The sequence below is a fragment of the Streptomyces sp. NPDC005925 genome, assembly GCF_040638805.1.
GTDB lineage: Bacteria > Actinomycetota > Actinomycetes > Streptomycetales > Streptomycetaceae > Streptomyces.
Genome location: NZ_JBEXVL010000009.1, coordinates 99,527 through 112,576, shown reverse-complemented (window position 1 = coordinate 112,576; position 13,050 = coordinate 99,527). Strand labels below are relative to the sequence as shown.

Genomic DNA, 13,050 nt, shown 5'->3' with positions numbered 1-13,050 from the left:
CGCCATGCCCGTCGTCGTCGCCCCCGCCGTCCCCGTCATCACCGTCGCCCTCCCCTTTCGCAACCGTCGCTCCGCAGGAGCCCGCAGAGCCGCTCCCAGCCCCGCTCGTACGTGAAGGCCTCCGCGCCCCAGCGCAGCGCCGGTACCGTCCGCACCAGGCCCGACGGGTCCCGCTCCAGCACGTGCACCTCGGCGATCCGCCGCCGCCCGGCCCGGTCACGCACGAGGTGCAGGACGACCGACAGGGCTGCCGCCAATTGGCTGTGCAGGGCCGCCCGGTCGAGCCCCGCCGCCGTCCCGAGCGCCTCCAGACGGGCGGGCACATCGGCGGCGGCGTTGGCGTGCACGGTGCCGCCGCCTTCATGACCTGTGTTGAGGGCGGCCAGGAGGTGGACGACCTCGGCGCCGCGCACCTCGCCCACCACCAGCCGGTCCGGCCGCATCCGCAGCGCCTGCCGCACCAGGTCCTCGAGCGTGACCAGCCCCGCGCCCTCCTGGTTGGCGGGTCTGGCCTCCAGCCGCACGACGTGCGGATGGTCGGGACGCAGCTCCGACGAGTCCTCGGCGAGCACGATCCGCTCCCCCGGTCCGACCAGCCCCAGCAACGCGCTGAGCAGCGTCGTCTTCCCGCTGCCTGTACCGCCGCTGATGAGGAACGACAGCCGGGAGTCCAGCAGCGCCCGCAGCACGCGGTCCCCGCCGGGCGGCACCGTGCCCGCCGCGACGAGTTCGTCGAGCGTGAAGGCACGCGGCCGTACGACCCGCAGTGACAGGCAGGTGCACTGGACGGCCACCGGCGGCAGCACGGCGTGCAGCCGGGTGCCGTCCGGAAGCCTCGCGTCGACCCAGGGCCGCGCATCGTCCAGGCGGCGTCCGGCCACGGCGGCCAGGCGCTGCGCGAGCCGTCGTACGGCTGCCGCGTCCGGGAAGACGACGGACGTCAGCTCCAGCCCGCCGCCCCGGTCCACCCACACCCGGTCGGGCGCCGACACCAGTACGTCGGTGACGCGCGGGTCGGTGAGCAGCGGCTCCAGCGGCCCGCTTCCCACCAGCTCGGACCGCAGCCGATCAGCCGTCCGGAGGACCTCGGCGTCGCCGAGCACCCGTCCCTGCTCCCGCAGGGCCTGTGCCACCCGCGCCGGGGTCGGCTCGGCCCCGCTCTCGGCAAGCCGTCGCCGGACAGCATCGAGCAGGTCTACGGGAATCCCGCCGCCGGCACCGCCCACGAGCCCGGCGGAAGCCCCGGCGCTCCGGCCCGCCACGATCCCGTCGGCGCCGGCGACTCCTCCGGCCCACCGCGGCCCACTCGCCCTCGGACCCGCCCCCGGGTTCGGCCTCACCGCCTGCCGCACGACTGCGCCTCCGCCCCTCACGCCGCCCCCGCCTCCATCAGCGCCCGCTCCCAGAACTGGCCGCAGAACCGCGCGAGCGGATCCCGTGCCACCGCTCCCGGTGGGCGCCGGCTGCCCTGCGGGCGGAGCAGGCCGGGCTCGACGGGGACCTCGCCCGCCAGCGGCAGTCCGAGGAGCCGGGCCACCTCTCGGGCGTCCAGTCCCGGCGCGTACGGCCCGCGTACCGCCACCCGCAGGTCGCGCAGGACCATGCCGACGGCGGACGCCACCCGCCCGGCCGCCGCGACCGCCCGCAGTTCGGCGGGGACCACGAGGAGCCCGACGTCTAGCTGGGTGAGCACCTCGGCGGCCCCGTCGTCCACACGGCGGGGCAGGTCGACCACGACCGTGCCGCCCCTGCGCCGGGCCGCGGCGAGCACCGCCCGGACGGCCTGCGGCGGTACGGCGACGCAGTCGCCGCGGTCCCAGCTGAGGACCCGCAGCGAGTGCATTTCGGGCAGCGACTCCTCCAGGGCGCCGCCGCCGACCCGCCCGCGCGAGGCGGCGAACGCCGGCCACCGCAAACCCTCGGCCGTCTCACCGCCGAGGAGGACGTCGAGCCCTCCGCCGAGCGGGTCGGCGTCCACCAGCAGGGTGCGCAGCCCCTCACGCGCGGAGGTGACGGCGAGGGCGCACGCGAGCGTGGAGGCTCCGGCCCCGCCCCGGCCGCCGATCACTCCGACGGTGACGGCGGGCCGCCCGACGCCTTCGGTGACGTCGGCGATGCGGTCGACCAGCCACTGCTCCCCGTCGGGCAGCATCAGGACGTGGTCGGCGCCGATCTCGACGGCGCGGCGCCAGACCCCGGAGTCGTCCTGGTCGCGGCCGACCAGCACCACCCCTCGCCGGCGGGCTGCCCCGCGGACCCGTCGGACGGCGTCGTCGCCGACCAGGACGAGCGGCGCGGCCTCCCAGCCGCCGCGCTCCGGCACCCCGTGGTGGACCTCGGGTGTGGCACCGGCGGCCGCGCACAGGCGCAGCAGGTCGTCGAGGAGTGCGGCGTCCTCGGTGATGATCAGTGGTCCGCCTTGTCGCCCTCCTGCGGGCGGCGGATCATGCGTAACGGATCCGGGCATGAAGAAGCTCCCCCTGTCGCTGCGTCTCGGGTCTGACGCGGGACCTTCTCGGGCCCCGTGTTTCCCGGTCTTGCGGAGAACCGACAAGCGGTCTCCTTATGTGCGGCCGACGGAAACCGGCCGAACGCGCCCGACAAACGGAACCGGCCGTGAACTGGCCGCGAGCGGGTCGCGCTGGAATCACGATGCAGCGATCCCGGAAATCTTGTGGATCTTGGTCGATAACTGTGGACAACTCGGTGCCTGTGAATATCGCCGTCACCCATACCGGTGAGCTCCGCGCAGTCCGGCGCACGCCATCCACAGGGAAACGCGGCAACTACCCAGCGTCACCGATCATGGAGTTGCGCCACATCGGGGCCGATCGCCCCGGACCACGGCCCGGTCTCCGTACGGAGGTCGGAAAACCCATCCGGACATGCGACGACCCCCGCCGGGGGGGAGAGCGGGGGTCGTCTTGCACGGCCGACTCGGGGGGGGAGGAGTCGGACCGCGTTAGCACGGTCGCGAACGATCCGTGACTTCCATGGTGTACCCGAGAGGTCTCTCAAGCAAACCCACGCGCCCACCTTACGCCGAATGGGCTCCGCCTATGCTCTGCGTTGTGGAAAACCACTCCTTGCCCCGCACAGCGGCCTTCTTTGACCTGGACAAGACGGTCATTGCGAAGTCGAGCACGCTCACCTTCAGCAAGTCGTTCTACCAAGGCGGCCTGATCAGTCGCAGGGCCGCCTTGCGTACCGCGTATGCCCAGTTCGTCTTCCTCGCCGGCGGCGCGGACCACGACCAGATGGAGCGGATGCGGAAGTACCTGTCCGGCATGTGCCGCGGCTGGAACGTCCGGCAGGTGAAGGAGATCGTCGCCGAGACCCTCCACGATCTGATCGACCCGATCATCTACGACGAGGCCGCGTCCCTCATCGAGCGGCACCACGCGACCGGCCGCGACGTCGTGATCGTGTCGACGTCCGGCGCCGAGGTGGTCGAGCCGATCGGCGAGCTGCTGGGCGCCGACCGGGTGGTCGCGACCCGCATGGTCGTGGGCGACGACGGCTGCTTCACCGGCGAGGTGGAGTACTACGCGTACGGTCCGACGAAGGCCGAGGCGGTCCGCGAGCTGGCCGTCTCCGAGGGGTACGACCTGGAGCACTGCTACGCGTACAGCGACTCGGCGACAGATCTGCCGATGCTGCAGGCCGTGGGGCATCCGCACGCCGTGAACCCGGACCGTGCGCTGCGCCGCGAGGCCGTCGCGCGCGGCTGGCCGATCCTCGACTTCCACCGGCCGGTGCGTCTCAAGCAGCGGATCCCCGCGTTCCCCGTGCCGCCCCGTCCCGCACTCGTGGCGGCGGCCGCCCTGGGAGCGGCGGCGGCCACGGCGGGCCTTTTCTGGTACGCGAGCCGGCGTCGCTCGGCGGTAGCCCGGCAGCCCGCCCCGAGCGCGTCCGTTTGAGACCTGTTTGAACCAGAAAGTAAAGAAGTGAGGCTCCGGGTTCCGCTTGTCCGTCATCCGCGGTACAAAGAAGGCGACGGCCCGCGAGACCAAGGACGTCCGAGAGGATCACCTTCACTGCGCAACCGGCCCACGGACCGAGCATGAACACCGGGAACCCACGCGACGTCGACCCGTCGATTACGGGCCAGCCGCACCAGGTGACGGGCAAAGTCCCCGGCCTGATGGGTACATATCGAGGACGCCTGGTAACCCGGTGCTCATGTCGGCGGCGGTACGAGAACTCGTACCGCCGCATTTCCGTCCGCGCCCACGCCCGGAAGCCGGGACACGCCACGTGCGTGTCGTTACGCCACTTGCGCGCGTCTCGTCACGCCACCGGGCACGCAGACCACAACGTTCCACGCGCACGGCTCACGCACGGGTCCGGACCCGATGCCAGGACCGGTCACGCCGCCCGCGCGGGGGGCTACGCCGCCCCGCGCTGGAGCGCCTCGCACACCGCCGTCGACTCGCGCGCGCCGAGCTGAACGGCCCTGCCGCAGTGGGCGATCCACGCGGCCACACCGTCCGGAGTGCCGGAGACATAGCCGTCCAGCGCCTCCCGGTACGCCTCGCGGCCCAGATCGGCGTACCCCACCTCGGCCGGGCACACCGACTTCGGGTCCAGCCCGCTGCCGACCAGGACGACCCGCTCGGCGGCGCGCGCGACCAGACCGTTGTGGGAGACGAAGGGCCGCAGCGCGAGAAGCTCGCCGTGCACCACGGCGGCCGTCACCAGCGCCGGCGCCGAACCTCCCGCGATGATCAGCTCCGCGAGTCCCTCCAGACGTCCGGAGACCTCCGTGGCGCCCGGCAGCGGCAGCGCGACGAGCGGCTCGTCCACCGGCTCGCCGTCCTGCCGGGGCCGCCCGACCGATGCGGCCTTGCCGGCCGCGGCCACCAGATGCAGCCGGGCCAGGACGCGCAGCGGCGACTGCCGCCAGATGGACAGCAGTTGACCCGCCTCGGCGGTCAGCCGCAGCGCGGCGCCCACCACGCGCGCGTCGTCGTCACCGCTGAAGTCGGTGCGCCGGCGCACCTCCTCCAGGGCCCAGTCCGCGCCGGACAGCGCGGCGGTCCCGCGCGCGCCCCGCAACGCGGCCTCTGACGTGATCTCGTTGCTGCGACGCCGCATGATCCGGTGCCCGTAGACCCGGTCCACGGCCTTGCGCACGGATTCCACGGAATCGGCCACTCCGGGCAGGGCGCCCAGGGCCGCAAGCGGATCGGCGTTCGCGCCAGTCGTACTCATGCGTACGACCCTACGCACCCGACGCCCACACCCCACGAAGGAGTGGTCTTCTTCACGTCCGTGCACAGGGTGCGGTCCTTGCTCGACTACGCTTGATGAACATGAAAATTGCTTTCGTTGGCAAGGGCGGCAGCGGCAAGACCACCCTGTCCTCCCTGTTCATCCGGCATCTCGCGGCCACCGGGGCGCCGACCGTCGCGATCGACGCCGACATCAACCAGCACCTGGGCGCCGCGCTCGGCCTCGACGACGCCGAGGCGGCGGCACTGCCCGCGATGGGCGGGCACCTGCCGCTGATCAAGGACTACCTGCGCGGCGCCAACCCGCGCATCACCTCGACCGACACGATGATCAAGACGACGCCGCCCGGCGAGGGCTCACGCCTGCTGCGGGTCCGCGAGGACAACCCTGTCTACGACGCCTGCGCCCGGCCGGTGGAACTCGACGGCGGCACCGTCCGTTTGATGGTCACGGGCCCTTTCACGGACGCCGACCTGGGGGTCGCCTGCTACCACTCCAAGACGGGAGCGGTGGAGCTGTGCCTGAACCACCTCGTCGACGGTCCGGGCGAGTACGTCGTGGTCGACATGACGGCAGGCTCGGACTCCTTCGCCTCCGGCATGTTCACCCGCTTCGACATGACGTTCCTCGTCGCCGAGCCGACCCGGAAGGGGGTCTCCGTCTATCGCCAGTACAAGGAGTACGCCCGTGACTTCGGGGTCGCCCTGCAGGTCGTCGGCAACAAGGTGCAGGGCCCGGACGACCTCGACTTCCTGCGCGCCGAGGTCGGCGACGACCTGCTCGTGACGGTCGGCCACTCGGACTGGGTGCGCGCCATGGAGAAGGGCCGGCCGCCACGGTTCGACCTTCTGGAGGACACGAACCGTCAGGCACTGCAGACCCTGCGGGCGGCCGCCGACGCGACGTACGAGCGGCGGGACTGGGAGCGCTACACGCAGCAGACGGTGCACTTCCATCTGAAGAACGCCCAGTCGTGGGGCAACGAGCGCACGGGGGCCGACCTGGCGGCGCAGGTCGACCCCGGCTTCGTGCTCAGCGAGCAGGTCGTGGCGACCGCCTGACGGTCACTGCTTCGCGGTCGGCGCCCCTGGCACACCCTTGGGCGCCGGAGCGGCGGGGCCGCCCGCGACGAAGGCGCCCCAGCCCTCCTCCGGGGCCTCGCCGACGGCCAGGGTGCGCAGTTTGTCCAGCATGTCCGGGTCCTGGGCGTCCAGCCAGTCCGCGAGCTGCCGGAAGGAGACACAGCGCACCTCGGCCTGGGTGCACACGCGCTCGACGACCTCCTCGACGGCCCGCATGTAGGTGCCGCCGTTCCAGCTCTCGAAGTGGTTGCCGATGATCAGCGGGGCGCGGTTGCCGTCGTAGGCGCGGCGGAAGCCCTCGAGGAGGCTGTCGCGCATCTGGTCGCCCCACAGTCTGCGTTTGGCCGGGTCGCCCTGGGTCGCAGTGCCGGACTGGTTGACCATGTAGTTGTAGTCCATGCTCAACTGCTCGTAGGAGTGCCCGGGGAACGGCACGAGCTGCATCGACAGGTCCCACAGGCCGTGCTTCTTCTTGGGCCAGAGCTGGCTGTTGACACCGCTGGTGTCGTAGCGGAAGCCCAGCTCGCGGGCGGCCCGCATGAACTTCTCCTGGCCCTCCAGACAAGGAGTGCGGGCGCCGATGAGTTCCTTGTCGTAGTCGAAGGGCAGCGGCGCGGCCTTCGACATGCCGGTGTTGGTCTTCCACGTCTTCACGAACTGCTTGGCCTGGGCGATCTCGTCCTTCCAGTCCTGCACCGACCACTCCCCGACACCACCGCCGCGCCCGCAGAAGTGGCCGTTGAAGTGGGTGCCGATCTCGTTGCCCTCCAGCCACGCCAGGCGCAGTTGCCCGACGGTGTCGGCGATGCCGCGTACGTCGTTGAAGCCGATGTCGGAGCGACCCGGCGAGTGGTGCGGCGGCCGGTACTGGCGGCGTTTGTCCTTCGGCAGCAGGTACACGCCGCTCAGAAAGAACGTCATGGTGGCGTTGTTGGCCTTGGCGACCTCGCGGAAGCGGGAGAACAGCCGCTGGCTGTCCTCGCCCGCGCCGTCCCAGGAGAACACGACGAACTGCGGGGGCTTCTGTCCGGGCCTGAGGCGCTCGGGCCGGGGCAGATGGGGTTGCGCCCCGGTGTGCGCCGTCGAGCCGTCGCCGATCAGCCGTACGACGCTCCTGGGTGCCGGGGCGGCCGGCTTCACCTTGTGCTTCTGCGGCGCGTCCGTGCCCTGCTGGGCGTCGTCGGCGCCGACTCCGCAACCGGCGAGGGACGCGACGCAGGCCGCGGCGACCACGGTGCCCGCCGCAATCTTGTGGGTGGCGGCCAATCCGCCCACCTTCTTCCTTCTCTCGGGCCAACGCTGGTGAGGCGATGTCTGGCACTGCGCCGAGGAGGCCACAGCGCCGTCAACGTCGCACAGCACAAAAGAAGGGATTAGTACGACAAGCCGACTAAATGATGGCTTCACTCTGTGGAGTGACCCATTAGCCCATTCACCTGGAAAAGCTATGCCGTGCCTTTACTCGCCATTACGATCTGTTTACCGAGCGTTGAATCATCCCGCCGCTGCACGCCGTGACCCACGGCCGCGACCGAGCCCCGCCACCGAGCGGGGACCACCAGTTCTGCGACCGCGCTGCCCCGGAGGAGACGGGAAACATGTCCGCCTGCGTCCCCACCCGCATCAACTCGACGTCCACGAAGCGCAATCACCCTCCCCACAGCCCGCCACCGGCCCCACGCCGGCGATTCCGCATCGCGGGCGCCGACGTGTCCGCCTCGATCGCGGTCTTCCTGATCGCCCTCCCCCTGTCGCTGGGCATCGCCCTCGCCACCGGCGCGCCCCTCCAGGCCGGCCTCGTCGCCGCTGCCGTCGGCGGCATCGTCGCCGGACGCATCGGCGGCTGCCCCCTCCAGGTCAGCGGCCCCGCCGCCGGACTGACCGTCGTCACCGCCGACCTCATCCAGCGCTACGGCTGGCGGACGACGTGCGCCGTCAGCGTCCTCGCCGGTTTCACCCAGCTCGCCCTCGGCTGCCTGCGGGTGGCGCGCGGCGCGCTGGCTGTCAGCCCCGCCATCGTGCACGGCATGCTCGCCGGCATCGGCGTCACCATCGCCGTCGCCCAGTTGCACATCGTCCTCGGCGGCACACCCCAGAGCTCCGTGCTGCACAACCTGCGTGCGCTGCCCGCCCAGTTGGCCGACGCGCCCCCCGCGTCCCTCGCCGTGAGCGCGCTGACCCTGGCCCTGCTGCTGCTCTGGCCGCGGCTGCCCGGCCGGACGGGGCGCCTGCTGCGCGCCGTGCCGGCCGCCCTCGTCGCCGTCACCGGGGCCACCACCGCCGCGGCGCTCGCCGGGGCGGGCCTGCCCGAGGTGGACCTGCCGTCCTGGCGCAGTCACGCGCTCGCCGGGCTCCCCGAGGGCCCGGTGCTCGGCCTCGTCGCCGCCGTCCTGACCACCACGCTGGTGTGCAGCGTGCAGTCGCTGCTCGGCGCGGTCGCCGTGGACAAGCTGGTCGCCGCCCGGAGTGGTCCGTCCGCCCACGTCGGACGCTCGGACCTGGACCGCGAGCTGCTCGGGCAGGGCGCCGCGAACATCGTTTCCGGCGCCCTCGGCGGACTGCCCGTCGCGGGCGTCGCCGTGCGCAGTACCGCGAATGTGAACGCGGGTGCCCTCAGCCGGAACTCGACGATGCTGCACGGCGTTCTCGTAGTGATCGCCGCCCTCCTGATGGTTCCGCTCCTGGAGTTCATCCCGCTGGCCTCACTCGCCGCCCTGGTGATGGCCGTCGGCATCCAGATGGTGTCCCTGCACCACATCCGCACGGTGACCCGCCACCGCGAAGTGCTCGTGTACGCCGTGACCACACTCGGCGTGGTGGTCTTCGGCGTCCTCGAGGGCGTCATGCTCGGGATCGGCGTCGCCGTCGCCGTCGCCCTGCACCGCCTCACCCGCACCCGCATCACGCACGACGAGCAGGAAGGAGTCCATCACGTACACGTACGAGGGCAGCTGACGTTCCTCGCGGTGCCCCGGCTCAGCCGCGCCCTGCACCTCGTGCCCCAAGGTGCCGACGCCGTCGTGGAGTTGGACGGCTCGTTCATGGACCACGCGGCGTACGAGACCCTGCACGACTGGCAGAGGACGCACACCGCGCGGGGCGGCACCGTCGGCATCACCGGCCGTCGGGCCGGGGTCCGGATCGCCGAACCCGCCACCCTCGCGGCCCTCGCCGCCCGAAGTGGCACCGACGACTTCGGGGACGACCCGGCCGTCGTCCCCCCGGTCGCGCCGGCCGGTGCCGGCTGCCGCTGCCGGCCCTGGACCGCCTGGCGCAACCACCAGTGCGAGGGGCCGCGACAGCCCGCCCCGTCCTCCGGCGACGCCCACCCGGAAGGGACCGGCAAGTTCCCGCCGAGCGGACACGAGCTGGCGCGTGGCATCAGCGCGTTCCAGCGCCACACCGCCCCCCTGGTGCGCGGTGAGCTGGCCCGGCTCGCGCGTGAGGGCCAGCAGCCGTCCCAGCTCTTCCTGACCTGCGCCGACTCACGGCTGGTCACCTCGATGATCACCTCCAGCGGTCCGGGCGACCTGTTCGTGGTGCGCAACGTCGGCAACCTCGTGCCACTGCCCGGCGAGGAGAGCGGCGACGACTCGGTGGCGGCCGCGATCGAGTACGCGGTGGACGTGCTGCGGGTGCGGTCCATCACGGTGTGCGGACACTCCGGATGCGGCGCCATGCAGGCACTGCTCAGCTCCGAGCCCGGCGGCGCCCGGACCCCGCTGAAGCGGTGGCTGCGACACGGGAAACCCAGTCTGGAGCGGCTGGCCGACGACGCCGGGGACCTGCCCGAGCTGACCGGACGGGATCCCGCCGACGCGGTGGAACGGCTCTGCCTGGCCAACGTGGTCCAGCAGCTGGAGCACCTGCACGCCCACGAATCGGTGGGCCGCGCCCTGCGAGAGGGGGCGCTGGAGCTGCACGGCATGTACTTCCATGTGGGTGAGGCACAGGCCTACCTGCTCACGGGGGCCGACGGCAGCGAGGTGTTCGACCGGGTCCGGGCGGCGGAACTGTCCGCCTGACCTGAGGGCGGGCACCTCACGGCAACAAACGGCCTCCGCCCGCACGTCCGGGCGGAGGCCTTCGGCTCCGACCGGGGCCGGAACCGACCGGCGCGAGTCCACGCGCCCGCCCACCTCCGTGCCGGCCGCCGCCGCGCGTCCTGTGGCGCGCGGCGCCGGCCGGTGTGCGGCCGAGCAGCCCGTGGCTCTCAGCCTCGGTGCGAGTCCACGCTCCCGCCCACCTCCATCCGGCCGCCGCCGCGTGTCCTGTGGCGCGCGGCGCCGGCCGGTGTGCTTCCGTCCCCGGCCCAGCCGGATGGACCCACTGGCGTCGTCGGCCCCTCCCCATGCGCGCTTGTCTCGCGCTCCCCGGACGGGCGCGCTTGCGTTGCTGACCGGTCCGGATGTGAGAGGGATAACAGGGCTGAACCCGTCCGTCGTACGGCTCGTGGGAACCGGTGAGCCCGCAGCCGCCCGCCCGATGCCGAGTCATGCAAGCCGTTCGAGTCATACGGGTCATCCGGGTGACCCAGCCCGTCCGAGCAGCCCGAACAGTCCGAGTCCACCCTCACACAGGTCTAAACCAATTGCCCGTCTGCCCTTGTCAGCGGGCCCCCGGGTCTGATGAGCTGTGGCCTGGGACACAACGGGCACCCTTCGAGAGGGAGATGTCGTGAGCAACGAAAGCCTGGCCAACCTGCTCAGGAAGGAGACGGGACGATGAGCGAGAGGTCTTCCCTTTCCAACCTGTTGAAGGAAGAGCGCAGGTTCGCGCCGCCCGCCGACCTGGCCGACAGCGCCAACGTCACGGCAGAGGCGTACGAACAGGCCAAGGCTGACAGGCTCGGTTTCTGGGCCGCGCAGGCCCGTCGGCTGACCTGGGCCGAGGAGCCGACCGAAACCCTGGACTGGTCGAACCCGCCGTTCGCCAAGTGGTTCAAGGACGGCACGCTCAACGTCGCGTACAACTGCGTCGACCGGCACGTGGAGGCCGGCCACGGCGACCGGGTCGCCATCCACTTCGAGGGCGAGCCCGGCGACAGCCGCGCCATCACCTACGCCGAGCTCAAGGACGAGGTCTCCAGGGCCGCCAACGCCCTGCTGGAGCTGGGCGTGCGGCAGGGCGACCGCGTCGCGATCTACATGCCGATGATCCCCGAGACGGCCGTCGCGATGCTGGCGTGCGCCCGTATCGGCGCCGCGCACTCGGTGGTCTTCGGCGGCTTCTCCGCGGACGCGCTCGCGACCCGTATCCAGGACGCCGACGCCAAGGTCGTCATCACGTCCGACGGCGGCTGGCGGCGCGGCAAGCCGTCCGCACTGAAGCCCGCCGTGGACGAGGCGGTCGAGCGCGCGGGCAACGTGGAGCACGTGCTCGTCGTCCGCCGCACCGGCCAGGACGTCGCGTGGCACGACAGCCGCGACAAGTGGTGGCACGAGCTGGTCGACGGGCAGTCCGCCGAGCACACGCCGGAGGCGTTCGGCGCGGAGCACCCGCTGTTCATCCTCTACACCTCGGGCACCACGGGTAAGCCGAAGGGCATCCTGCACACCTCCGGCGGCTACCTCACCCAGACGGCGTACACGCACTGGGCGGTCTTCGACCTCAAGCCCGAGACGGACGTGTACTGGTGCACGGCCGATGTCGGCTGGGTCACCGGCCACTCCTACATCGTGTACGGGCCGCTGGCCAACGGCGCGACGCAGGTCATGTACGAGGGCACGCCGGACACCCCGCACCAGGGCCGCTTCTGGGAGATCGTCCAGAAGTACGGCGTCACGATCCTCTACACGGCGCCGACGGCGATCCGGACGTTCATGAAGTGGGGCGACGACATCCCCGCGAAGTTCGACCTGAGCAGCCTGCGCGTGCTGGGCTCGGTCGGCGAGCCGATCAACCCCGAGGCGTGGATCTGGTACCGCAAGCACATCGGTGCCGACCGCACACCGGTCGTCGACACCTGGTGGCAGACGGAGACCGGCGCGATGATGATCACACCGCTTCCTGGTGTGACGGAGGCCAAGCCCGGTTCCGCCCAGCGTCCGCTGCCCGGCATCGCCGCGACCGTCGTGGACGACGATGCGAACGAGGTGCCGGACGGCGGCGGCGGCTATCTGGTGCTCACCGAGCCGTGGCCGTCGATGCTGCGCACGATCTGGGGCGACGACCAGCGGTTCCTGGACACGTACTGGTCGCGCTTCGAGGGCAAGTACTTCGCCGGCGACGGGGCGAAGAAGGACGACGACGGCGACATCTGGCTGCTGGGCCGGGTCGACGACGTGATGCTGGTGTCCGGGCACAACATCTCGACCACCGAGGTCGAGTCGGCGCTGGTCTCGCACCCCTCGGTCGCCGAGGCGGCCGTGGTGGGCGCGGCGGACGAGACGACCGGTCAGGCCATCGTGGCTTTCGTGATCCTGCGGGGTACGGCCTCGGAGACCGAGGACCTGGTCGCCGAGCTGCGCAACCACGTCGGTGCCACGCTCGGCCCGATCGCCAAGCCGAAGCGGATCCTGCCGGTGGCGGAGCTGCCGAAGACCCGCTCCGGCAAGATCATGCGCCGTCTGCTCCGGGACGTCGCGGAGAACCGCCAGCTCGGTGACGTCACGACGCTCACGGACTCCACGGTCATGGACCTCATCCAGGCGAAGCTCCCGGCGGCGCCGAGCGAGGACTGACCGGAACGTCCGCCACCGGTGCCGACACCGGCACCGGCACCGGCACCGGC

At 71.8% G+C, this 13,050-nt stretch carries 8 protein-coding genes; 4 read left to right on the top strand and 4 right to left on the bottom strand.

What is annotated here, in order from left to right:
- Positions 1–38: 38 nt before the first annotated feature.
- The gene (locus ABZ354_RS14075) at positions 39–1,193 is read right to left on the bottom strand and encodes a TadA family conjugal transfer-associated ATPase (RefSeq protein ID WP_358656576.1); all 1,155 of its coding nucleotides are present in this window, start codon (positions 1,191–1,193) and stop codon (positions 39–41) included.
- A 176-nt stretch (positions 1,194–1,369) separates the two neighbouring features.
- Positions 1,370–2,467 (bottom strand): septum site-determining protein Ssd, encoded by a 1,098-nt coding sequence (ssd, locus tag ABZ354_RS14070; protein ID WP_358656398.1) that lies wholly within the window; start codon positions 2,465–2,467, stop codon positions 1,370–1,372.
- Positions 2,468–3,059: 592 nt separating this feature from the next.
- On the opposite strand from ssd, the gene ABZ354_RS14065 reads away from it, so the two are divergent.
- Positions 3,060–3,920, top strand: coding sequence for an HAD-IB family hydrolase (locus ABZ354_RS14065; RefSeq protein ID WP_358656396.1), 861 nt, complete (start codon positions 3,060–3,062; stop codon positions 3,918–3,920).
- Positions 3,921–4,389: 469 nt separating this feature from the next.
- Here ABZ354_RS14065 and ABZ354_RS14060 read toward each other — a convergent pair whose 3' ends face one another.
- Positions 4,390–5,214: an oxidoreductase gene (locus tag ABZ354_RS14060; protein WP_358656394.1), complete on the bottom strand. Its 825-nt coding sequence runs from the start codon at positions 5,212–5,214 to the stop codon at positions 4,390–4,392.
- 101 nt (positions 5,215–5,315) lie between these two features.
- Here ABZ354_RS14060 and ABZ354_RS14055 point away from each other — a divergent pair, with 101 nt between their 5' ends.
- Complete coding sequence (locus ABZ354_RS14055) at positions 5,316–6,296, top strand: ATP-binding protein (RefSeq protein WP_358656392.1); 981 nt, start codon at positions 5,316–5,318, stop codon at positions 6,294–6,296.
- Between the two features lie 3 nt (positions 6,297–6,299).
- Here the strand turns inward: ABZ354_RS14055 and ABZ354_RS14050 are convergent, their stop codons facing one another.
- Complete coding sequence (locus tag ABZ354_RS14050) at positions 6,300–7,583, bottom strand: hypothetical protein (RefSeq protein WP_358656390.1); 1,284 nt, start codon at positions 7,581–7,583, stop codon at positions 6,300–6,302.
- A gap of 332 nt (positions 7,584–7,915) precedes the next feature.
- Between ABZ354_RS14050 and ABZ354_RS14045 the strand changes: the two genes are divergently transcribed.
- The gene (locus ABZ354_RS14045; protein WP_358656388.1) at positions 7,916–10,342 is read left to right on the top strand and encodes a SulP family inorganic anion transporter; all 2,427 of its coding nucleotides are present in this window, start codon (positions 7,916–7,918) and stop codon (positions 10,340–10,342) included.
- Between the two features lie 699 nt (positions 10,343–11,041).
- On the top strand, positions 11,042–13,000 hold the full coding sequence (gene acs / locus ABZ354_RS14040; protein WP_358656387.1) for an acetate--CoA ligase: 1,959 nt from the start codon (positions 11,042–11,044) through the stop codon (positions 12,998–13,000).
- Positions 13,001–13,050 lie beyond the last annotated feature (50 nt).

Excerpts from the sequence above, each read along its gene's own strand:
- ssd (WP_358656398.1), bottom strand. The coding sequence starts at position 2,467 with ATGCCCGGATCCGTTACGCATGATCCGCCGCCCGCAGGAGGGCGACAA.
- ABZ354_RS14065 (WP_358656396.1), top strand. The coding sequence starts at position 3,060 with ATGCTCTGCGTTGTGGAAAACCACTCCTTGCCCCGCACAGCGGCCTTC.
- ABZ354_RS14060 (WP_358656394.1), bottom strand. The coding sequence starts at position 5,214 with ATGAGTACGACTGGCGCGAACGCCGATCCGCTTGCGGCCCTGGGCGCC.
- ABZ354_RS14055 (WP_358656392.1), top strand. The coding sequence starts at position 5,316 with ATGAAAATTGCTTTCGTTGGCAAGGGCGGCAGCGGCAAGACCACCCTG.
- ABZ354_RS14045 (WP_358656388.1), top strand. The coding sequence starts at position 7,916 with ATGTCCGCCTGCGTCCCCACCCGCATCAACTCGACGTCCACGAAGCGC.
- acs (WP_358656387.1), top strand. The coding sequence starts at position 11,042 with ATGAGCGAGAGGTCTTCCCTTTCCAACCTGTTGAAGGAAGAGCGCAGG.